Source organism: Mucilaginibacter sp. BGA-UO-ETr-C110, from assembly GCF_059567985.1.
This window is the reverse complement of sequence record NZ_JCAQPB010000002.1, coordinates 880,923-902,993: the sequence shown is the minus strand read 5'-3', so window position 1 is coordinate 902,993 and position 22,071 is coordinate 880,923. Positions and strand designations below refer to the sequence as shown.

The 22,071-nt window shown below is 45.2% G+C and carries 18 protein-coding genes; 2 read left to right on the top strand and 16 right to left on the bottom strand.

Annotated elements, in window-relative coordinates; genetic code table 11:
- Positions 1–140: 140 nt before the first annotated feature.
- The 12 genes from AC57BQ_RS05180 to AC57BQ_RS05125 all read right to left on the bottom strand — a co-directional run bounded on the left by AC57BQ_RS05180 (position 141) and on the right by AC57BQ_RS05125 (position 12,632).
- Positions 141–2,021, bottom strand: a complete 1,881-nt coding sequence (locus AC57BQ_RS05180; protein WP_496405250.1) for an arylsulfatase — start codon at positions 2,019–2,021, stop codon at positions 141–143.
- Positions 2,022–2,046: 25 nt separating this feature from the next.
- On the bottom strand, positions 2,047–2,457 hold the full coding sequence (locus tag AC57BQ_RS05175; protein ID WP_496405249.1) for a rhodanese-like domain-containing protein: 411 nt from the start codon (positions 2,455–2,457) through the stop codon (positions 2,047–2,049).
- Between the two features lie 16 nt (positions 2,458–2,473).
- Positions 2,474–2,950 carry a DUF6841 family protein gene (locus tag AC57BQ_RS05170; RefSeq protein WP_496405248.1) on the bottom strand — a complete coding sequence of 159 codons (477 nt, stop codon included), beginning with the start codon at positions 2,948–2,950 and terminating at the stop codon, positions 2,474–2,476.
- 75 nt (positions 2,951–3,025) lie between these two features.
- Positions 3,026–4,582, bottom strand: coding sequence for a RagB/SusD family nutrient uptake outer membrane protein (locus AC57BQ_RS05165; RefSeq protein ID WP_496405247.1), 1,557 nt, complete (start codon positions 4,580–4,582; stop codon positions 3,026–3,028).
- Positions 4,583–4,592: 10 nt separating this feature from the next.
- Positions 4,593–7,682: a SusC/RagA family TonB-linked outer membrane protein gene (locus tag AC57BQ_RS05160; protein WP_496405246.1), complete on the bottom strand. Its 3,090-nt coding sequence runs from the start codon at positions 7,680–7,682 to the stop codon at positions 4,593–4,595.
- On the bottom strand, positions 7,679–7,852 hold the full coding sequence (locus tag AC57BQ_RS05155; RefSeq protein WP_176852066.1) for a hypothetical protein: 174 nt from the start codon (positions 7,850–7,852) through the stop codon (positions 7,679–7,681). Before AC57BQ_RS05155 ends, AC57BQ_RS05160 begins: the two co-directional genes overlap by 4 nt.
- A gap of 185 nt (positions 7,853–8,037) precedes the next feature.
- Positions 8,038–9,186 carry a formylglycine-generating enzyme family protein gene (locus tag AC57BQ_RS05150; RefSeq protein ID WP_496405245.1) on the bottom strand — a complete coding sequence of 383 codons (1,149 nt, stop codon included), beginning with the start codon at positions 9,184–9,186 and terminating at the stop codon, positions 8,038–8,040.
- 102 nt (positions 9,187–9,288) lie between these two features.
- Entirely contained in the window at positions 9,289–10,254 is a 966-nt protein-coding gene (locus AC57BQ_RS05145; RefSeq protein WP_496405244.1) for a sterol desaturase family protein, read from the bottom strand.
- Between the two features lie 11 nt (positions 10,255–10,265).
- Positions 10,266–10,454, bottom strand: a complete 189-nt coding sequence (locus tag AC57BQ_RS05140; RefSeq protein WP_496405243.1) for a hypothetical protein — start codon at positions 10,452–10,454, stop codon at positions 10,266–10,268.
- Complete coding sequence (locus tag AC57BQ_RS05135) at positions 10,451–10,624, bottom strand: hypothetical protein (protein WP_496405242.1); 174 nt, start codon at positions 10,622–10,624, stop codon at positions 10,451–10,453. The genes AC57BQ_RS05140 and AC57BQ_RS05135 overlap by 4 nt, the downstream gene beginning before the upstream one ends.
- Positions 10,625–11,857: 1,233 nt before the next feature.
- Positions 11,858–12,187, bottom strand: a complete 330-nt coding sequence (locus AC57BQ_RS05130; protein ID WP_090469076.1) for a hypothetical protein — start codon at positions 12,185–12,187, stop codon at positions 11,858–11,860.
- A 7-nt stretch (positions 12,188–12,194) separates the two neighbouring features.
- A complete protein-coding gene (locus AC57BQ_RS05125) occupies positions 12,195–12,632 on the bottom strand; it encodes a hypothetical protein (RefSeq protein ID WP_496405241.1) in 438 nt (145 codons plus the stop codon).
- A gap of 57 nt (positions 12,633–12,689) precedes the next feature.
- On the opposite strand from AC57BQ_RS05125, the gene AC57BQ_RS05120 reads away from it, so the two are divergent.
- Together AC57BQ_RS05120 and AC57BQ_RS05115 are read left to right on the top strand one after the other, a co-directional pair.
- Positions 12,690–13,292, top strand: coding sequence for a class I SAM-dependent methyltransferase (locus AC57BQ_RS05120; protein ID WP_496405240.1), 603 nt, complete (start codon positions 12,690–12,692; stop codon positions 13,290–13,292).
- Positions 13,293–13,705: 413 nt separating this feature from the next.
- A complete protein-coding gene (locus AC57BQ_RS05115; RefSeq protein WP_090469088.1) occupies positions 13,706–14,479 on the top strand; it encodes an HAD-IIA family hydrolase in 774 nt (257 codons plus the stop codon).
- 56 nt (positions 14,480–14,535) lie between these two features.
- Here the strand turns inward: AC57BQ_RS05115 and AC57BQ_RS05110 are convergent, their stop codons facing one another.
- The 4 genes from AC57BQ_RS05110 to AC57BQ_RS05095 are packed head-to-tail and all read right to left on the bottom strand — an operon-like array spanning position 14,536 to position 22,037.
- Positions 14,536–16,068, bottom strand: coding sequence for a DUF5689 domain-containing protein (locus AC57BQ_RS05110; RefSeq protein ID WP_496405239.1), 1,533 nt, complete (start codon positions 16,066–16,068; stop codon positions 14,536–14,538).
- A 39-nt stretch (positions 16,069–16,107) separates the two neighbouring features.
- Complete coding sequence (locus AC57BQ_RS05105; protein ID WP_496405238.1) at positions 16,108–17,607, bottom strand: SusD/RagB family nutrient-binding outer membrane lipoprotein; 1,500 nt, start codon at positions 17,605–17,607, stop codon at positions 16,108–16,110.
- A gap of 11 nt (positions 17,608–17,618) precedes the next feature.
- Positions 17,619–21,065, bottom strand: coding sequence for a SusC/RagA family TonB-linked outer membrane protein (locus AC57BQ_RS05100; RefSeq protein WP_496405237.1), 3,447 nt, complete (start codon positions 21,063–21,065; stop codon positions 17,619–17,621).
- A gap of 6 nt (positions 21,066–21,071) precedes the next feature.
- A complete protein-coding gene (locus AC57BQ_RS05095; protein WP_496405236.1) occupies positions 21,072–22,037 on the bottom strand; it encodes a FecR family protein in 966 nt (321 codons plus the stop codon).
- Positions 22,038–22,071 lie beyond the last annotated feature (34 nt).

The following is a 22,071-nucleotide window of genomic DNA, read 5'->3' as shown; positions in this document are numbered from 1 at the left end:
TATATTATTGGATTAATACCTTCTGATCGAATTTACCTCGCAATGACGCGTTTTTTATTTTTTGTCCTTTTTCTTTGCTCTATTTATCCATGTTCCAAAGGATCCTTGTTCTTTGTTCCAAAAATCCTTGCTCCCTCAAATTATTTCTTATAATTCTGATGAATCCTCCGGTGATAAACATCGTACCAGTCGATAAACGGATACAGGTTGTTCTTTTGGGCCTGCTCCTCGAATACCGCTTTCAGTTCTTTTAGCTTTTCGGGATATTTCTTGGCCAGGTCAACACGCTCGTTAAAGTCGTCATTCAAGTTATACAGTTCCCATACATCATTATCAAAGCTGATATCGGGTACCTCTTTGCCAACGGTAAAGTCGTTCAGTTCCACATAATCCGGGTGATGCGCCGCCTCGGCTTTCCAGCCATCACTATAAATGGAGCGCGAGCCAAATATGTAGTAATGCTGTATTTTATGCTTGTTGGCTGCTTCCGGATGATCAAAGGAGTAAACCAGCGATGTGCCTTGCAGCGTATCCTGTTTAATCCCCCGGATATACTCTGGCAATTTAACGCCGGTATATTCCAATGTAGTTGGCAGCACGTCGATCACATGGCCGTATTGCGTGCGGATGGTTCCCTTGTCTTTAATGCCTTTTGGATAGTAAACAATAAGCGGGTTACGGGTACCGCCTTCAGAATTGGCATCCTGTTTCCAGTATTTAAATGGCGTATTGGCTGCCTGTGCCCAGCCCAATGGATAATTAGTTGAGGCCTGCGGCGTGCCTATATCATCAATATCTTCGATATTGGTTTTCAGATAAGGAGCCTCGGCAAGCAATTTGGCAGAATTCTTTTTAGGGTTGATCTCTCCGTGTAAGGTACCTTCTTTACTGGCGCCATTATCGCCGATGATCACAAATACCAGGGTGTTATCCAGTTGACCGCTTTGTTTCAGATAACCCAACAAACGCCCAACCTCATGATCGGTATAGGTCAGGTAACCGGCATACACTTCCATAAAACGGGCGTATAGTTTTTGTTCGGCCGGTGGAAGCGATTTCCAGGCTGGGATACGGGTATTGCGTTCTGGCAATTTAGCGTAAGCCGGTATGATGCCCAGCTTTTTTTGCCGCGCGATCACTTTTTCGCGGAAATCATCCCAACCAGAATCAAACTGACCTTTGTACAGATCGCTCCACTCCTTGGCTACCTGGTGCGGTGAATGGGTTGCCCCGGGCGCATAGTACAGGAAGAAAGGTTTATCAGGTGCTACTTTATGCTGACGGGTAAGATAAAAGATAGCCTTATCGGTGATCTGTTCATTAAGGTGGCGACCATCGGGTGTGGCATGGGCGTTGTCTTCTACCAGATCGGGTTTGTACTGATCCGTTGCTGAACCCAGGAATCCAAAGAAATGATCAAAACCTTTACCAGTTGGCCAGCGGTCAAACGGACCAGCATCGGTGGCGTCCTCATCGGGCGTTAAACCATATTTGCCCACAGCAAAAGTATTGTAACCATTCTCGCGTAATATTTCGGCAACAGTTCCTTTATCAGATGGGATACGACCATCATAACCCGGGAATCCGGCCGATAAAACCACATGCGAAAATCCGCCCTCGTGAACATAATGATGGTTACGCCCGGTAAGCAGGGCCGAACGTGTTGGCGCGCAGATACCTGCAGTGTGGAAATTGGTATACCGCAAGCCGTTATTAGCCAGCGTATCAAAATTTGGTGTTTTGATGATACCGCCAAAGGTGCTTGTGGCGCCAAAGCCTACATCATCCAATATGATCCACAGCACGTTTGGCGCGCCGGCAGGCGCTTTATGAGGCTCAGGCCACCACTCCTTTGAATCATTAAGCGTTTTCCCTACCGTGCCACCAAATGGCTGAGTATTTTGCGCTTTTAGGCTTTGCGACCCGAAGATGCCGATAGCCAGGACAACCGGCCATATTTTGCTGCTACCCGTTTTAAAATATGCGGGGAGCTTTTGGCTGAGTTCTTTTAAATTTATCATGATCTGTTTGGTTTATGTATTAGTTTTATTGTACCGGGAAACCGGCTTTGGTTAAACTGTCAAGCCCGCCAATGTTATAGCTTAAATGATAACCCAGCGTTTGTAGGGAATCGGTAGCCCTGCCGCTTCTGTTACCAGAATGACAATACAGATATACTTGTTTGTTTTTATCCAGCTTTTTAACCTGATCCGCAAAATCGGCCGATTTGATATTGATATTTGCGGCATATTTTAAATGCTTCAGGTTATACTCCTCTGGCGTACGTACATCTACCAGGTATGCTTTACCTTGTGCTATATCGTCAAGCAGTTTTTTTTCGATCGCGGGTGTTACCGCGATTTTGTCAGAATGAGTTTGTACGTACATTTGCTGTGCATGTAAAGCAGAGCTTGCAAAAAATAGTAACAGCGTAATGATGATGATGAACTTTTTCATGTTTAATGTTTAAGTATTATTCGGCATAACTTGATCTGAACTTGATACCCCAACGGCCATCTTCTTTGGTGAGGATATACAGCGACTCATAGTGACCTATCAGGCTGCCATCAGCGCGGTAGCGTGAAAATTCCGTATCAACATGTACCTTATCTGCCGATGCCTGGATAATGTTTCGATGATCCCATTGACTATGACCCCAGCCGGTCTTTTGCAGCTCGCCAAACACTTTAGCTGGGTCGCGCAAGCCTGCTTTTTCCAGTACCGACATTTTACCGCTGGCCAACCGGTAATGCGGAAACTGATAGGTACGTTCCCAACCGGCCAGATCTTTGGCGTTAAAAGTGGCCATATACTCGTCGAGCACCTGGAACACAGCAGCACTTACCCTTGGGTCAACCGCGTGCGAACCCTGATCAGTTGCAGATGTTTGTCCGAAAACCACGGTTACCCCTCCGATGAGCATTAAAAAAACGAAAAATGTTCTTTTCATAGCATTGATATTTTAATCGTTTAACTATCCAATTTTAAGCCCTCTCCTTTGGAGAGGGTTGGGTGAGGCCGATGATTACTGCCAGCCCGGGTTTTGGGTAAGCTTACCGTTACTGTTATCAATTTCCTGCTGCGGAATGGGGAACAGGTAAAATTTACCCGCGGCCCCTTTGGTCACATTGGTTTTACCTACTTTGAGCAAGCTGGCTTCCAGTATACCATTACCACTGGCGTCCCGCTCTCTGATCAGATCGAACCAACGCTGGTACTCGAACACAAATTCCAGTCGGCGCTCCAGGTAAACTGCATCGCGGAACTGCGCCTGTGTAAGGCCAGAAAGGTCATCCAGTCCGGCGCGTTTGCGTACCCTATTTACTGAGGCATATGCTTTTGTGGTCGGTCCATTGAGCTCATTTTCGGCCTCAGCATGGATCAGCAACACTTCCGAAAACCGAATGATAGGCACATTGGCACCAGATTCGGCCTCATTGGCAACCACATTGGGATCGTAATATTTATTAAAAAACGGTGTAGAATCACCCGGGATGCTGTTATCATTCAGTTTGCCATACCAAAGGTTGGTGCTGGGGCTCTGGAAACGGGTCACAAAACTTACACGCTTCCTTTTATCGTTGGCCGGATACAATTTATAGATACTGAAAAATTTGTCTGTTCCGCTTGGCTTGGTAGCATCGGGCACCGAGTAAAATACTACCTGATCGGCATAACTGCTTACCATACCCGGTATAGCGTTTAGGATGGCCCGAGGTGCCTGGTTATTACCCTGCCCCTGCGAATTGGCTTTAAATTGAGCCGAAAAGATATGTTCCCTACCATTTTTAGAAGCCGGTAAAAACACATCGGCGTAATTAGTAAACAAATCATAGCCATAAGGGCCATTGATCACCGTTTCGGCCTGGGTTACTGCTTTGGCCCACTGGCGCTCGGTCAGATAAACTTTGGCCAGCAGCGCATTGGCAGCACCCGCGGTTGCCCTGCCCACATCGGCACCGGTGTAAGTATTTGGCAGATCGGTCGCGGCAGCTGTCAGGTCGGTTTCTATTTGTTTGTAAACCGTTGCGGCGGCTGTTCTTGGTACCTGGAGATCCGATAAATTAATGGAAGTTTGATCGTGCAGCACCAATGGTACATCGCCATACAAACGCACCAGGTTAAAGTAAAATAGTGCTCTCAAAAATTTAGCCTCGGCCACCAATCTTTTGTTCAGCGTGGCATCAAACTGGATGTGCGGTATAGTATCAATAGCGATATTGGCTTTTTTTATAGCGGCGTAATGCTGCTGCCAAATCTGCAGGATCCGTAAACCTGCTGATGAATGCCCCAGTACCGCCTGTGAACGCACATCGGCATTGGTAGCGCCCGGACCGGGTCCTTCATCATCGGCCATAAAGTTCATGCCGGTATTAAACAGCGTGTTATATGGTGTCTGGACAGCGTTGGAACCAGCGTTTAACAGTGAGTATGCAGCCGTAACCGCGGCTACTGCGTCGGCCTGTGTTTTATAGAACTGGTTTGCCGGAATAAAAGATCGCGGATCTTCATTCAGCTTGGCACAGGAAGTAGCGCCAAAGGCAAACAGTATAATGAGATATTTGATATTATGGAGTTTCATGTTGATCATATTATAAGGTGATACCTAACCCGGCAATAATGGATTTACTGTTGGGGTAAGCCCCGTTATCGACACCCGAAGTAATAGCCGACTGTTCGTTACTACTTACCTCCGGATCATACCCGGTGTATTTGGTCCAGGTGGCCAGGTTTTGCGCGGTTATGTAGATCCTGATCTTTTTAATAGGCGACTTGGATACAACCGATGTTGGGATAGTATAACCCAAACTCAGGCTTTTTAAGCGCAGGTATGAGCCGTTTTCGATAAACCTGTCAGAAATGGTTGGTGCAGGATCCTGGAAGGCGCTGTGCACATCGGTATTGGTATTGGTTGGTGTCCAGCGGTTTAGTAAAGTAGTGGTGGCATTGGTATAGCCCGTGCCCAGTTCCAGTACGTTGCGCTGCTGGTTGTATATTTTGTTACCGTATGAACCTTGCAGGAAGATACTCAAGTCGACACCTTTATAAGAGAACGTATTGGTAAGGCCGCCTGTAAACTTAGGTTGCGCGTTGCCCAGGATCACACGATCGGCTGATTGCGTGATCTTGCCGTCGCCATTGATGTCTACATAAGCCTGACCACCTGGTGAAGTATTGGCTGCCGGGGTAAGCGCAGGTCCACCGGCCTGGATCAGTCCATTGGTTTTATACCCTATGAATGAACCAATAGGTTCGCCTACCTTTAAAATAGATGGCAGGGACGAATCCGGAATAAACTGGTTTACACCGTTACCACCCAAACTCAGTACTTTATTACGGTTCACAGCAAACACCAGGCTGGTATTCCATACAAATGAACCGGTCAGGTTATGCGAGTTCAGGCTTAGCTCAAAGCCTTTATTTTGTACCGAACCCACGTTCTCATACTGCTGCGGATTAGTGATAGCTGTATTGGTAATAATGGTAAGCCCGCTTGTAGCCGGTAATGGCAGATACAGCAGCAAATTGGTTGTCTTTTTATAGTAGATATCGGCAGTAAGCGTGATCCTGTCTTTCAGCAGGCCCAGGTCGAAGCCAAAATCATATTGGGTTGTTTTTTCCCAGGTAAGGTTGGGGTTAGCCAAACTGTTTGGTGCAAAACCAGCCACGGTAGTATTACCAAAGTTATAGCGGTAATAACCCAGTTGCGAGTACGACTGGTACGCGGGGATATCGCTGTTACCGGTTTGCCCGGCGCTCAGCCTGAATTTAAGCTGACTGATCTGCTCCACGTTTTTCAGGAAATTTTCGCTCGAAGCATTCCAGGCGATAGCCGCCGATGGGAACGATGCCCATTGATGACCCGGAGCAAATTTGGAAGAACCATCGGCGCGAAGGGTCAATGTTAACAGGTATTTGCTGTCGAAGCCGTAGTTAACACGGGCCAGGTATGATTTTAGCGCCCAGATATTGGAGGAAGAGGATGGCGCTATAGCAAAGCCACTGCCAGAAACGGAAGTGATACTACCCGAGCCCAGGTTGTTATACGTATCGTAATCGCTTACAAAACCCGATGAACCGGTAATAGCACCTTCGGCTTTAAACTTTTGCTGGGTAAAGCCTGCCAGTATATTCAGGTTACTCCTGCCCAGTTTCTTGGTATAGGTCAGCGTGTTTTCGTTCAACCAGTTAAAGGAATTCAGCGTACCTACTTCACCAATACCCGAATAGCCCTGGCCTTCATAAACGGTGGATGGCAAATAACGGTTTTGTTTATTGTCGATCAGATCCACACCAGCTAAAACACGTGCAGTCAGGTCTGGGGTGATCTTGTAGTCGCCGGAGATATTACCCAAAACCCTGCTGGTAGTAGTGGTATTGGTTTGGTTATACAACGTATTGATGGGGTTACCATAACTACCCTCAAATATATTCTTCATAAAGAAGGATCCATCTGTATTATATATCGGGGTGGTCGGCGTCATCAATAATATCGCCGGTACAACACCTGCCGGCGCTACTTGAGCACTGATACGGCTGCCGGTGATATAGGAGGATATTTTAAGTTTATCGTTGTAATCGTGCTCTATGTTCACACGACCGGCGTAGCGTTCAAAATTGGTATTTTGCAATATCCCATCCTGCTTCATATAATTGCCCGAAAAAGCGATCCTGGTACGATCTGTACCCGAAAGGATAGACAGGTTATGATTTTGTGTATTCCCTTCCCGGAAAGCGGCATTTTGCCAATCGGTATTTACATTATAAGGATTCAACTGGGCGGCAGTTTGTGGGCTTTTACCCGAATTAACCAGCGCGTCGTTACGCAAGGCGCCCCATTGATCGGAATTGAGCAATGGCAGGGTTTTGATCACATTTTGCCAGCCATAGCTGCCATCGTAATTGATGGATGACACACCCGATTTACCTTTTTTGGTAGTGATGATAATTACACCGTTAGCGCCGCGCGTTCCGTATATGGCCGTGGCCGAAGCATCTTTCAGCACTTCGATATTTTCGATATCAGAGGTACTAAGCGAAGCCAAAGGATTGATCTTAGGGCCATTGGTTACACCAGCATCAGTAAGCGAGTTGCTGTTGGATGTAGGGAAACCGTCAATAATATACAAGGGTTCGGCTACCGCGTTAATGGAGTTCACACCGCGGATTTGCACACTAACGCCAGCTCCCGGTTGCCCGGTGGCTTGTGTTACCTGTATGCCCGATATGGTACCCTGCAGGGCCCGGTCTAATGAGGGAATGGGTTGTTTCAGCGCCAGTTGTGGTACTGAGGCTACAGAACCTGTAATGTCTTTACGTTTTTGTGATCCATAACCAACAACTACTACCTGGTTTAGCAGGCTTTGCGCGTCTTTCATCAGGATCTCCACAGGGCTGCCATCGGCAATGAACGACTTTGTTTCGTAACCTATAAAGGTGATAATAAGCTTATATGGAAACTTCTGACCGGTAACAAAACTAAACTTTCCTTCCACATCTGTAGAAACTACGTGAGTTGTGCCTTCAATACGTACTACTGCGCCGGGCAATGGTTCTTTGGTGGAACCATCCAATACCCTGCCTACTAATTTTGAATTGATAATGGGCTGTGTTGATTGCTGCGCAAAAACAATAACGGGAAGCAATAAAGCTAATATGGGGATGAATAAAAGTTTTTTCATATCGCCTGGTAGTTTAAGTTGGTGAATAAACTGGACGATATAGCGGCTTTTAGTACAAGCCCGCTACCGGTGTACCGGTAGTAAAGGTCGGCGGCTATGGCCGTGACCAGGTGAACAAGCCGGGATTGAGGCAATAGAAAGCCCTGCCCAACTTTTGCAATATTTTGCATAAATTTGAATAGTTTAAAATGACACCATTGAAACAGGCTCAACGCCAATCGATCCCTGTTTCGTTGTTTTAATTCTGGAGGGGAAAAGCGAATGCTTTTCCCTTATTTATAGAGCCGGTTTTGTTATTATTTTTTCATATGCCTTCCTGTTGATATCTTGTTATTTATTTAGGGGTATTCATTATTTAATTCTTTACGCATCTAAAACCCAGGTGTTCCATACCGCTGTCTTCGGTGGTTTTCATTCTCCGGGATACCCTGAAGCCCGAGCAATAGCTGTCGTTACACAAAAACGAGCCGCCTCTTACTACCCGTTTTATCGCATAAGGCTCATCCGGATCGTATGATTTTAATGGCCCCTTTGGGTTTTTAACTCCTTCAGGCTTATTGATAGTATTATAATACCGGTAATCATACAAGTCGGCACACCACTCCCAAACATTCCCGGCCATATCATACAAACCATAACCGTTGGCCGCAAATGAACTTACCGGCGCGGTATAATAAAATTGATCGCGCTGAGTGTTCCGGTACGGGAAATCACCCTCCCATATATTTGCCTTGGGTTTACCATCGGTCACCTTTTCATTGCCCCATGGATATATATTATCCTTCAATCCTCCCCGGGCGGCATGTTCCCATTCCGCTTCGGTTGGCAAACGTTTACCGGCCCACTTGCAATAAGCTATCGCATCATCATAAGACACCTGCGTTACCGGGTAATGGCCTTTTCCCTTGATATCACTGCCCGGACCGTGCGGATGTTTCCAGCTTGCACCTTTTTTCCAGGTCCACCACTGGCTGTAATCGCTTAGTGATACCGGTTGTTTAGAAGGTACAAACACCAGCGAGGCAGCTACCAGCAAACTATCAGCAGGCTTTTCGGTACCTGGAGGCAGTTGTTTTTTAAGTACATTCCAATCCGGCTTTTGCTCGGCTGTGGTTATGTACCCGCTAGCTTTTACAAACTTTTCAAACTGCGCGTTGGTTACTTCGGTACGATCCATCCAAAAGCCATCAACAGTAACCTGGTGTTTCGGATATTCATCCTTTTCGGCCTGGCTGTTGTCCGCCCCCATCCTAAAAGTACCGGCCGGTATCCAAACCATTCCGCTATGACTGGTATCCGGCCCGGCCAGCACCGCCGCACCCGCTAAAGGGGTTGGCTTAAACCTGCTGGGAATGTTCGACTCACAGCATACCGCCTTTTTTTTCTGCGGAACAACGCTGGATACAACAGCCGTCTTTGCTTTTTCTTTTTGCTTGCAGGCCGAAAAAATCATCGGACCAGCAATCATGATCAACAGTACCGGGGAAATTCTTTTAAGATTCATATTTATATAGAGTCAAGAGCAAAGAATCAAGAGTCAAGATGAGAAATTAACCTACAACAATCATTTTTGTCCTGATTCCTGATTCTTATATCTTGATTCTCTCTAAGCTTTTACCGGCTGTAAGTTATATGTTTCTTCAGAAATTTCCTGCTCCACATTTTCCTGTTTTTCCGGGCGATAAAGCTGATGCTCCTGTAAAGGCACATCCGCTCTCACCATTTGGCCGTCAGCAGCCAACTCGCTTCCCGGTACTTTTGATTTAAAAATGGGCCATAACAGCTGCGCGTACCATTGGTCGCCTTCATAGTGTGATATGCCATAGGCTTTTGGATATTGACGCGAGATATGCGCCGTGCCGAAGATCACATCCCACAAGAAAAACATGTTGCCAAAATTGCCTTTATAATAGCCTACGCCATCATCTGTAGTAGCAGCATGGTGCGCATGGTGCGTTGCTGGTGTAGATATAGTACGCTCTAACACCCAGGCCAGCGGATGTAATATTTTATACTGATAAAAAGGTTTATCCCATGGAATACTGGAGTGTGCCAGCGTGGTAATAGTACCTTTAATACCTTTTACTATAATAGCAGGGATGCCCAGGCCCAGGTAAACCAGCGCGGTAGTTAAATAGGTTTGCGAAAAAAACAAGGTATAGATCACGTTTTGCCTGCTGGCCATTGCCATACCCATGTACGATGCCGAGTGGTGCGTACGATGAAAACGCCATAACCATGGTACTTCATGGTGCAGGCGGTGATACCAGTATTGTGTCAGGTCATCTGCCACAGCAATGATGATAAAGCCCCAGAAAAACGGTACCCAATCAAAAACATCTTTAAAACCTGGCAATATGGATGGTAAAACTTTCAGTCCATAATAGGCTACAACCGGTTTAACAACCAATTTGGGGATGGTAAAGCAGGCAATATCTACCCAGCGTTCGTTTTTGTTCCAGCGTTTTTTATACAGGCCAAACGAAAACTCCAGCACCCCGAGTACCAGTACCAGAACGGAAAAACCATATCCATTCAGGTTGTCAATTACTTTTTTTATCAGTTCAATCATGGTATTTATGTTTAAGGATTTTCAGATTTAGTTTTTGAGGCGGGCTGTGCATTTTTTTGCACCTGTTTTTTCTTTTCCCATGGGCGCTGCCCGGTAAAGTAAAATGTGGCAAACATGAGCACCAAAGGCAGCGCATAAAGCAGCAGGCTCAGGAATGCGTTTTTAATGATTCGCGTTTTTTTAGCTTCTTCCAGTTTCATGATGCGGTTGATTTAGTTTGTGTTGCGGGAGCCGGGGCAGACTTATGGTTATCAGAAAGCAGCTTTTGTGTAAGCCATAAACCGCCAAAAATGATAACAAAGGGAATCAGGGTGATGATCACCCCTACCAGTATCTTTTTTCCCAGCAAGGAAACGTCGTTGAGGGTCATAATAGTAGTATTTTTTTATATATGGTAATTAAAAAGCAGGTAAAAAGGGCAAAACCAACTGTGCACAGATGGTCATGCCGTATATAAAATTGAATAAGAATAATTTTTAGAAATCAGATCAGTACCGGCAGGTAACGATCACAGAGAAAGAGGATCCCTTGATGCCCGGATCAACAGCAACAACAAAAACGACGGGAAAAATCAGTTTGCATTTGATAAGCAGCAAAGCCGGGGCTGGTGGTTGGGTCGGGTTGCATTTTCTGGAGCTTTTAAAACTGTTTTACGTTGTATTTTTTTATCTCTCCGGCAAATGTATATAATTGTTTTTATAATTACTACTAATTCTATAGAATTTATATATAAATTATACATTTTTATGAAATTCGTAGTGTTATTAGCTAAAAATGGTAGAAAACTAAAGTTAGAGGCGTTTAAATCTACGAAAATTGAGTATTTGCAAATGAGAAGGTACTGGATAGCGTATAGAACAGCGCAGAAGACTCACCCCGGCATCACTTCGCTTGCCGCCCCTCTCTTCGCCTGCGGCGGAAAGAGGGGGTACAAAAAACAACGTCATTGCGAGCGCAGCGTGGCAATCCCCGATGAGCAGGTCCGCTCTGTAAGTAGGGGATTGCCACGTCGTTCCTCCTCGCAATGACGCGTGGGAGAAATGCTAAACCTCAATGGCATAGTTTAATATTTTCTTTCCTCCGTCAGCAGAACAGCTTCGGATGAAAGCGGGCAGAATATGTTGGCCTGTGCGGTGGCAGGGGCATTAGCAAACCTTGCCTGAAGCGAGGGCATCTGCGAACAAAGTGGAGGCAAGGATTTGCAGCCCGTGATTCTGACTGCTTTGCAGGGCAAAGGCCTTGTGCGGCAAAGAAGCATTTCTGATGACAGCCTTTTTGGTTACTTTTGTGGCGACAAAAGTGACTGGCCCTCCCGCGGCCAAGAGCGGGTATACGCCAGACAAAGCCGCCCTGTATAAAGGGGATTGCCACGCTGCGCTCGCAATGACGCGTGGAGAGAAAGTCCAGTTCTACTTGCGCTCTACAATTGCATTATTCGCTCTGTATAGTATGCGATTGCCACGCTGTGCTCGCAATGACACGTGGAGAGAAAGTCCAGTTCTACTTGCGCTCTACAATTGCATTATTCGCTCTGTATAGTATGCGATTGCCACGCTGTGCTCGCAATGACACGATTTTTGATGGGGTAGATTCTGAGGCTCTTTTACGGGATCAACCCCACCACCGTATTAATAATCAAATTAAAAACATCGCTTTTAAACTGATCAACAGCTACTTCGGCCAGACCGGCTTGTTTCAGGGCTATCATTTTTATTTCATCGGCTTGCCCCAGTACCAGGTCACTAAAGTCATCTTTGCTGATATCGCCTTTGGCTAACTGTTTTGTCCAGGTTTTCAGGTCGTCTTTTAATTCATTCAGGATAGCCTGCCCGTCGGCCGTTGCCTGGGTAACGAATTCCTTTAAAGTGTTTCCGGCCAGGTCTGCTATACCCTGTTTGAGCGTAGCCAATACGTTTTTAAAATTTATTGCCATGATTCAATTATTGGGTTACCTGTGCGGGTTTTATTTTTTTACTTTCCAGTTCGGCTATCTGATCAAAGGAGTTACTGATCTGTTTCTTTTTATCTACGATGTAAGCCGCGTTACATTTGCCATCTTTTTTCCATTTTACCAGGAACCCGCCAAATAAATGGCCTTCCGGATTGTTTAAGAGCGTCCACATTTGTGTGGTGATCTCATTATGCGGTCGGTGCTTGTCGTACTCAATGGCCTTATCTATATTTAGCTGAAGCGTTTTTACCTCGCTTTCATGAGTTGTGTAATTTTCGGTAGCTTTATCCATCAAATCAAGGGCATCCACTTTTAAAGAGGTAACCTGCGCGTACGCGGTTTGATCGAAGGTTGAAATGGTTGGGCTACAGCCCAAAAGCAGACAAAGCGGTAATAATAGCGCGAGGTAAAGGCGTGTGATCTTCATAGGTAGGTAATATTTAAGTAAAAGTAAAAAGAGTTTTCGATATAATTAAGTAAACCCATGAGTATTTCGCCCGATTCTGCTGCTGTATTTGGTTATCACCGCTATATGATAGCACTGCACGGCAACCGGGGACCCGAAGCTTTGGGCTGGCGCGATACCGAAAGCCAGGTAATCCGTTTTGATGCCCTGGCTGATATGGCCGATCTGAACGGTCATTCCCTGCTGGACGCCGGTTGCGGGCATGGCGACCTCCGCTCCTATCTGCACCGCTTATATCCCGACATTATTTATTATGGGATGGAACAGATCCCCGAGCTGATTGACGAGGCAACACGCCGTTACCAGGATTGGGAGGCAACTGTATTTATCCGCGGTGATTTTATGATCAATGCTATGCCTGTTGCTGACTATGTAATGGCCAGCGGTTCGCTCAATTATTACAATGCCGATCCCGACTTTATTTTTAAGGCCATTACCCGCCTGTATGAACATTGCAGAAAAGGCCTTGCCTTTAACCTGCTAAGCCACATCATTCCCAACGGCCTGTTAGCAGCCTATAATCCTGATGTGATTATGGAGTATTGCCGGCAGATATGCCCGCAGGTAGTTGTAAAAAATGATTACAGTAATGAGGATTTCACGGTTTTTATGTACCGGTAGATTGTCACCTGTCCTGTCGATAATTTTCGGTATATTTGTATATGCACCAGCCCGGTTTTTCTGATCAAAAGGAAAACCGGGCTGTTTTGTTAAGGAGCAAAAGGGCACAAAAACAGGCCATTTTTCATTAATTCAACTGATTATCAACAACTTAATACTTTTTAAACCTTTCAAAACACATCAAAAATTTGTTAAAAAGTGTTAAAATGGCGTTAAAACTTTGTTAAAATGGCTAAAAACCAAGCTTTTTCAAGCTCTTTTAACTAAAAAATTGTTAAAATTTAAGGTTTAAAAAGTTTTTAGACCAACACCTCATCCTCAAATATGTTCTGCAATTTTTATTCGATCATTAAACATGTTAATATTACATTTGACCTTGTTGGATAAAACCAACAACCTATAATCTCAAAAAAATGAAACAAGGACTGCTCATTGATATGGACGGTGTTATATATAGCGGCGAAGAGCTGATATATGGCGCCGATAAATTTATTAACCACCTGCTTACCAAAGGGATCCCCTTTGCCTTTATGACCAACAACAGCCAGAGAACCAGCCTGGAAGTGGTACGTAAACTGAAGAGGCTGGGCATAACCGTAGAGGCTAAACACATCTATACCAGCGCCATGGCTACCGGAAAATTCCTGGGCGACCAAAGCCCTAATGGTACCGCCTATGTATTGGGCGAGGGCGGTTTGCTCACCAGCCTGCACGAAAACGGCATAACCCTGGTTGATACCGATCCGGAGTTTGTGGTTCTGGGCGAAGGCCGCAACTTTACCCTGGAAATGGTTCAACGCGCGGTAGATATGATATTGGCCGGTGCCAAATTCATCACCACCAACCGTGACCCCTCTCCCAAAAAACCGGGGTGGAACAACCTGGGCATAGCCGCCACCACCGCCATGATCGAAGAAGCTACCGGCCGTAAGGCATTTGTAACCGGCAAACCAAGTCCGGTGATGATGCGGTCGGCCCGCAAATTCCTGGGCCTGGAAACAGCCGAAACTACCGTAGTTGGCGATACGATGGAAACCGATATACAGGGTGGCGTACAAATGGGCTACAAAACCATTCTGGTACTCTCCGGGATATCTTCTAAAGATCAGTTGAGCCATTACGCCTTTAAACCAGATTTGATAGTTGGTTCGGTTGATAAGATCGAGTTCCCACTGAAATGGTGGTAATAAAAAAAGCCCCGGCAAACAGGATTTACCGGGGCTAACACAAATGAAGAGATTTACTACTTGAGCTTGGTAGCTTTATCGCCCTCAATATCTGTAATCACCGAACTATTGGATAATGGTAAACTGGTTGTGCTTCTGCCAACCGTCCAGCGACCTATCACCGGGTTATATTCGCCGCCCAACTCATCAAAACTACCTGATGGAGGAAGCGTGCAAGCCCCGGTATTAGTTCCCTGCCTGTTAAATGGCTGATCGGCTTGGGTTACAGGGTTCTTTACGTCGTAGAAATCATTGTTGGTAATGCGATAGCCTACGTTAGTATTAGCGTCATACAGGTTACCGCCAGTTCCGTAAAATATAACATCAACAGGTTTGCTGGCTGCTGTAATATTGGTACCGGCAAATACGGCTATACCTGCTGCATTGCCACTATTAGCCAATAGATTGGCTGTTTTGGTACCAAAAGCCGATGATGCATCGCTATTAAAGTTAGGGCTGTTGGCGGTTGAATAGTTGAACGCCCCTATCCAGTTTGATGAACTCATACTGGTTGATGCTGAACCATCTATTTTTTGCCCCGTTCCGCCGACATAAAAATAGGTACCTTTTGTAACCGTACCCGATTTAAGTTCAATTTTGTAAGTCCGCAGATCGCCTGTTGCCCAACCGTTGACCGGGTAACCAGAAGGTGTTGACGCACCCGCATTATTGGTGGTAATCACCGTGAAATTTTCGACAGAGAAATCAATGTCACGTGTAGCCAGCAGTTGTATGTACTCATAATTGGCATCAGTACCAGCCGGATCGGTTAGGAAACCACTGATCACCATAGGCGCAATATCGGTTACCAGGATAAACGCGTCATCAACATTGCGCATACGTAGTTGGGGTATCACCGTGTTACTACTATCAGCACCAAATGCTATAGCTGTAAAGTTAGCGCTCAATGGTAAATTTTTACCTGCAGATGTGGCTGCGGCTTCTGTATGTAAGGTAACTCTGCCATATCCGTCGCTTATCACTTTGTCGCCGGCATAAGTATCCGTGGATGTTGGCAAGGGATCAAAACCAGCTTTAGAAACAGTTACCAGGGTACTTTCATAATTATCCTGATTGGCCCTTAACGTATTGGTTGCCACTTTTTGACTGGTTAAAGCATTGTTTGAAGAAATTTTAGTGACCGAGTTTGCCTGGATACCGGTTATCTGCAAAGTACCGTTAACGCGCTTTAAAACCCCGCCAGTCACGTCGATCACCACCGAATCGCCGGGAACATAACTGGCGGCTGCAGCGCCCAATGGTATAGATATGCCTCTTAGTTTTGCGCGACGGCTATTTTGAACAACTAATAAACCGGCTGGCATATTACCACCAACTGGATCTGAAATCACAATGCCGGCCATCTGGTGAGCGCCAAACATGTTTTTGGTATCGAGGGTAACGTCGGCCCCTTTATATATGGTTCTGATGTCTGCTACAGCAATAACAGACGCCAGCACGCCGCCCGGGTAATTATTCGCTTTGGTACAGCCCTGCATGATTATGGCTGAAAAAAGCAACAATAAATTGTAAAATAATATCTTTTTCATTTTCAATGGATATCGTGATAAATCATTCAGTTAAAACAATTAAGGCTTTTGCCACCAAACCTGGGTATTCAGCAAGTCAGGCCCTTGTGAGGCTACCGCTGCTTTGTAATTTGTTGGATTGGCCGATTGTACATAAACCGGATAAACGATACGGGCAGGCATTATACCACCATTTAGCAAACCCGCCCCCTTTGGCAACACCGGGTGACCAGTGCGGCGGTATTCAAACCATTGCTCAAAATCGGTCCAGAACAGGGTATAATACTTTTGCACATGTATCATCTCCATTTTGTCATCAAGTGGCAGGGTATCATCCCATTCAATATCAGCCGCTTTTTCATAATCTGCCACGGAGGTAGTAAAAGCAGGAAGCCAGAAAGTAATCGCGTTGATAACTCCCTTATCATAATAGGTTTTTGCGGGTGTAGATATCCAGCCTTTTGCGGCGGCCTCAGCCAGGATAAACTGCAATTCGGGATAATTCATCATATTACCCATCAATGGCTCGGTCATTAATGTTTTTACTGTTGCAGTTGTACTGGTTGAGATAAAATAAGATTTTTTTACAGGTGCGTTACCCGGGGCATAACCGCTTGGTACGCCAACATATCCACCGCCATATGTAGCTATTGCCCAACTGTTACCGTACAAACGGGGATCAGCCCATTTGGTTAAATTGTCAATAAAAAATGAGCACAATGAAGGAGCTGTAAAATCCTGCGCCCGTACACCGGCAATAAACGGCGAAGTTAAATAACCAGACCCTGTCCATTTTAAAACGGCAGATTCGGCATTACTTGCCATAATTGGGTAGGTACTGGGATTGTTATCTACAATATCTTTAATTTTCGCGATGCAATCAGCAGCAACCTCTGCTTTACCCGAAATGCGCAGCAATAATCTTAAGTATAGCGAATTGCCGAATTTACGCCACAGCGTGGTGTTTCCGTTGAAAACCGGGTCACTTGATGCTGGTACGTTAACAGCACCATTCAGCAATGTATTTGCTTCTTCCAGTTGTTTAAATATGCCCTGGTATATATCCTTCTGCTTGTCAAAGGCCGGTGTTAAATTCCCTTCTCTTCCCTGGATTGACTGTGAATACGGCACATCACCATAGGTATCGGTAAGCATAGAATAGATCCAGGCCTGGCAGATGAGCGATATGCCCTGATATCCTTTATCCAGTGTAAGTGAATCGCTGGCTATGGTTTGGATAGCCTTAAAGTTGGTTAACTGCAGATACCAGTTGTTCCAGGTATAATCGCCCCATACATTTTTAATATCATACCTAAAAACCTGCCCTTCCGAATCACTCTGGTTTACGGTAACCTGCATCAGCTCGTTATTATATTTACGGCTTTGCAGCATATTGGTAGTTAAAATACTAACCAGCGCCGGTGCCAGTAGTTGTTTTGGTGATGCTGTTGGCGAGGTATTAGGATCGGTATTAATTTTTTCAAAATCCTTTTTGCACGATGCTTGTATAATAGCAAACAGTATTACAACACCAATAATTTTATAAATATTTCTTTTCATTGTTCAGCAAATTAAAGTGAGATAATGAGATTAACGCCCATGGTTCTGGTTGATGGAAACTGTCCTATCTCAAAGCCCTGTGTAATATCAGAGCCGCTAAGCGTACCAAATTCAGGATCAAAACCGGGCCATTTTGTCCAGATGAACAAGTCGCGGCCATAAACACCGATAGTAGCCCGTTGTATGCCTAATCTGGAGGTTAACCTTGGCGGGAGGGTGTAATCAAACCGGGCTTCCCTCAGTTTGATAAAATTGGTACTGTAGGTGGCGCCTTCAGCGTTGTTAGCCCCATAATTTGACTGGTAATACTGGTCAATATCTGTGGCTACCACATCATTTTTACGATAGGTTCCATCTGGGTTTTGCACCACGCCATTACCAATAATACCATTGTACCTGCCGGGTAGCGTATTGGTAGTTTTTCCCTGCTCGGCCATTTTATACGAAGTAAGCGAGTATGCTACCGCGCCATATTGGGCATCAAACAATATGCTGAAATGGAACTGCTTATATCTGAAATCATTATTGAAACCCATTTTCCACTTGGGCGATGTATTACCCAGGTATAAAATATCGGGAGAGATGAGTGCAAAACCTGTTTTAGAATCAAAAACAACCTGCCCGTCGGGTGCGCGCTGATAGCCTCTGCCATACAGATCGCCCATACTGCCGCCTACTTTGGCTACCAGCTGACCGCCACCGGTTGGACCCGACTGAAGTACAACCGCGCTGTCTGCCAGCTCTTTTATTTTATTACGATTGGCCGAGAATGTAAAATTAGTTGTCCATGTAAATCCTTTAGGGTTTGATACCGGACTGCCATTTATCGCCAGCTCTATACCCCTGTTAGCAACCTTTCCGATGTTAAGCACCTGTCTGCTGTAACCAGATGAGGCATCAACAACCCGGTTAAGGATCTGATTTTTGGTAACACCCGAATATAGCGCCAGGTCAAAGCCCAGGCGGTTTTTAAAAAACTGCATGTTCGATCCAATTTCAATGGTATTGGTTCTTAATGGTTCCAGGTTTTCATCGGGCAGTGTTGTAGGATTTTTTACTCCGCCCGGATATGTACTGCCTGCCGAGGGATAAGAATATGCTGTGGTGTATGCTATAAGTCCCCCGCTGCCAACGCTTGAAACCGATGCCCTGAACTTGGCAAAACTGATGGTTTCGGGCAGCTTAACGGCATCCGACAAAATAAAACTGGCACTTGCCGAAGAATAGAAGAACCCTGCTTTATCACTTCTTCTGGGTGTTGCCAAAACGCTGTTCCAATCCTCGCGACCGGTAATATCCAGGTACAAATAGTTTTTAAAACTGGTTGATAACAGACCATAAAAACTATTTAGCGCGTATTTGCTGCTGTTGGGTATGGTTATCAATGTACCGGCGGTATTGGCCATAGTGTACACTCCCGGATTGATCAGTGAATCGGCCCTTACTTCATCTACCCTATAAGTATTTCTAAGCATACTGCCCCCTGCAGTACCGGTTAGCGTAACATCTTTGTTTATCTTTTTATTATACCGTAACAGGAAATCGCCGCTTACCTCCTGCGAAAAAATGTTCTGGGTACGATAAGAGCCTTTTGGAAACTTTGTTCCGGCATCATATGGGCGTTCCTGGGCACGCTGCTCATAACTCATATCCAGCGAGGTTCTTAACTGCAGGCTAAGTTCACTGGTAATGTTATAAGTGGCCTGAACGTTCCCGGTTACCGCGTTACGGCTGGATCTGTTTATAAACTCGTACGAAACCGCGTAAGGGTTTTCAGGAAATGAGCTGAACGGATATTCGATCGCCCGGTTTGTTTGTCCGTTTTTCCAATAGTTTTTAAGCCAGTTCAGATCGGCGCTGGGCTGCCAGAAAATAAACCAGTACATGAGCGATTGATTGCCATAACCCGCGCCGGGTAAATTATCACTGAATTTGTTCTGATAGTTTACTTTGGAGCTTATGGTCAGTTTATCGTTGATCTTGGAGTTTACAGATAAGGCTACCGTATTACGGCCATAACCGGTATTGGGCACTATCCATTTGTTATCAACATTCGTTACCGAAAACCGGGCAGTGGTTTTATCGCTTCCACCGTCGATACTTACTGAATTGGTAAAGGTTTGGCCGGTATCAAAAAACTCGCGCATCTGGTTTTTATAAGGTACCCAGGGCGTTCTGACGGTGGATTGTTTTTGGGTTATAGGATCAAACTGGTAAAACATTTGTCCGTCAAATCGTGGGCCGTAAGCCGAACTTGTGCCACTGGTGCTTGCACCATCCGGACCTGCGCCATAGGAATAATAAGATGCGCCGGCCAAGCCCTGTCCGTATTCATACTGAAGATCTGGCCAGCGGTTTACTTTTTCGATAGAAGCATTGGAGTTAACGGTAATCCCCAACCCTTTCTTTTTGGCACTGCCCGATTTTGTGGTAATAATAACAGCCCCATTCGCGCCGCGCTGACCGTATAAAGCGGAGGCTCCAGGTCCTTTTAGAACCGATACACTTTCGATATCCTCGGGGTTAATATCATTGATACTGCTGCCATAATCGGCAGGCATATTGTCGCTTCCAGTACCATAAACCGTTTCTCCGGATATACCTGTACGCCGTCCACTGCCGTTATTGATCACCACACCGTCAACTACAATGAGCGCTTCGTTATCACCGGTAAGGTTATTTTCACCACGTAATATGATCTTATTTGATCCGGTAGGGCCAGAATTTGACCTGACAAGGTTTAAACCCGCTACTTTACCCGAAAGTGCATCGCTCCAGTTACTGGAAATCGCATCGGTAAGTTGTTTTCCTTGTACAACCGTTGCTGCATAACCAAGTGCCTTTTCGTCACGTTTAATACCCAACGCAGTAACAACCACTTCGTTCAATGTAGCATTTGATTTATCCATAGTAATAGTAATGCCGGCTGTGGCTTTATTAAAAACCTGGCTTTGGGTGGCGAAACCTACAGTGGAGAAATTTAATGAGCCGCCGCTTGTTACCAGTACAGAAAACTGACCATCATTATTGGTAAAGGTGAGCAGTTTCTTGTTTTCATCGCTTACACTGACACCTGCAAGCGGCAATTTATCTTCGACTGATATTACGGTACCACTTACAATAACCACATCCAGCTTTTTGATCACCAGGTTACCGTCGATATTTTTGATGCCGATACCTGCTTGCTGCTGCAATACTTGCGCGAGCCTGTCAAAAGATAAATTTTCATCAGGCAATGTGACCATGCTGCTCATACTTACATTGGCATCAAAAGAAACTTTATAGCCATATTTAGCTTTGAGCGTATTTACAATGGCTTGTACGCTGATGCGTTTTTTTTCAAAGCTGTATTGCCCCGAAGTGTTTACCTGCGCATGTGCCATCACCGCAAAAAGTAAAAGGAGTAAAACCGGGTATAGCTTTTTCCGGACAAAAAATGAGAGTTTTAGTTGTTTCATGCTTAATCAGAATATGATGATAGTGTGAGGGTTTTTATATCGATAATTGAGGCCGGTGGCATAGCTTAAGCCCGGTAAAAGATTGTTAATGCCGGTATCTTTCATTTCGCCGCTAAAACGTGCACGTTTACGGGCTGATGGATGCACTTCAATTTTTATATTGTACCTGCGTTGTAATTTCTCGGCTATCTCATCGGCATTGTTATTATTAAAAAACAGGGTTTGATTTTGGAGGGACGAAGCCTCATGTGTATTTACTTTCGTAACGATCACTTGCTGGTTACTTATTTGATAAGTAAGCTGCTGGCCGGCCTTTAAATAATTGGTTTTATTATTGGCAGTTATACCTACCAGGCCTGTAGCTACCTTAACCTCGATATTTGATTTGGGACGCGAATAAACATTAAAAGAGGTACCCAATACGGTCACCGCCAAATGGTTCAGGGTACGAATGATGAAAGGTTTTCGGGGATCGTGCTTAACATCAAAAAAAGCTTCGCCGGTTAATTGGATCTCACGTTTATCAGTATCAAATGTGTTTGCATAGCTGATCTTTGAATCAGGAGCCATAAATACCTGCGTACCATCGGGCAAAGTAAGCCGGCCGCCTACATTTTGTGCACTTTGCAATGTTTGTAAATTATTACCTGCCTGTTTGGCCTTCTGTACATAAAACCAGCCTAAAAAGCAGAATAGCACTAAACTGGCAGCAATACCGGAATACCAATATGGTCTTTGGCCGGCTTTTTTATTGCCTGGCTTTGATAGCTCAAAAATTCTGTCGAGCAGGTGCAGCCATTGTTCGTCAATATCGCTTTGCTTTAAAGGTTGCTCCAGCTGCTGTTTTCTGCGTTCCAGATAAGTAAGCAGGTAGCGATGTTCGGTTTGCTCATCAGCCCAGTCAATAACTGTCTGAGCTTCGCCGGGCCTGCATTCATCATTTACATAATTTAGTATTGTTTCCCAGTTCACGCTGTTTAATTTTATTTAAAGAGCGTTACAGGCG

Excerpts from the sequence above, each read along its gene's own strand:
- AC57BQ_RS05115 (WP_090469088.1), top strand. The coding sequence starts at position 13,706 with ATGAAACAAGGACTGCTCATTGATATGGACGGTGTTATATATAGCGGC.
- AC57BQ_RS05155 (WP_176852066.1), bottom strand. The coding sequence starts at position 7,852 with ATGCAAAATATTGCAAAAGTTGGGCAGGGCTTTCTATTGCCTCAATCC.
- AC57BQ_RS05180 (WP_496405250.1), bottom strand. The coding sequence starts at position 2,021 with ATGATAAATTTAAAAGAACTCAGCCAAAAGCTCCCCGCATATTTTAAA.
- AC57BQ_RS05120 (WP_496405240.1), top strand. The coding sequence starts at position 12,690 with ATGAGTATTTCGCCCGATTCTGCTGCTGTATTTGGTTATCACCGCTAT.
- AC57BQ_RS05170 (WP_496405248.1), bottom strand. The coding sequence starts at position 2,950 with ATGAAAAGAACATTTTTCGTTTTTTTAATGCTCATCGGAGGGGTAACC.
- AC57BQ_RS05110 (WP_496405239.1), bottom strand. The coding sequence starts at position 16,068 with ATGAAAAAGATATTATTTTACAATTTATTGTTGCTTTTTTCAGCCATA.
- AC57BQ_RS05145 (WP_496405244.1), bottom strand. The coding sequence starts at position 10,254 with ATGATTGAACTGATAAAAAAAGTAATTGACAACCTGAATGGATATGGT.
- AC57BQ_RS05105 (WP_496405238.1), bottom strand. The coding sequence starts at position 17,607 with ATGAAAAGAAATATTTATAAAATTATTGGTGTTGTAATACTGTTTGCT.
- AC57BQ_RS05125 (WP_496405241.1), bottom strand. The coding sequence starts at position 12,632 with ATGAAGATCACACGCCTTTACCTCGCGCTATTATTACCGCTTTGTCTG.
- AC57BQ_RS05160 (WP_496405246.1), bottom strand. The coding sequence starts at position 7,682 with ATGAAAAAACTTTTATTCATCCCCATATTAGCTTTATTGCTTCCCGTT.
- AC57BQ_RS05140 (WP_496405243.1), bottom strand. The coding sequence starts at position 10,454 with ATGAAACTGGAAGAAGCTAAAAAAACGCGAATCATTAAAAACGCATTC.
- AC57BQ_RS05150 (WP_496405245.1), bottom strand. The coding sequence starts at position 9,186 with ATGAATCTTAAAAGAATTTCCCCGGTACTGTTGATCATGATTGCTGGT.
- AC57BQ_RS05165 (WP_496405247.1), bottom strand. The coding sequence starts at position 4,582 with ATGAAACTCCATAATATCAAATATCTCATTATACTGTTTGCCTTTGGC.
- AC57BQ_RS05135 (WP_496405242.1), bottom strand. The coding sequence starts at position 10,624 with ATGACCCTCAACGACGTTTCCTTGCTGGGAAAAAAGATACTGGTAGGG.
- AC57BQ_RS05100 (WP_496405237.1), bottom strand. The coding sequence starts at position 21,065 with ATGAAACAACTAAAACTCTCATTTTTTGTCCGGAAAAAGCTATACCCG.
- AC57BQ_RS05130 (WP_090469076.1), bottom strand. The coding sequence starts at position 12,187 with ATGGCAATAAATTTTAAAAACGTATTGGCTACGCTCAAACAGGGTATA.
- AC57BQ_RS05175 (WP_496405249.1), bottom strand. The coding sequence starts at position 2,457 with ATGAAAAAGTTCATCATCATCATTACGCTGTTACTATTTTTTGCAAGC.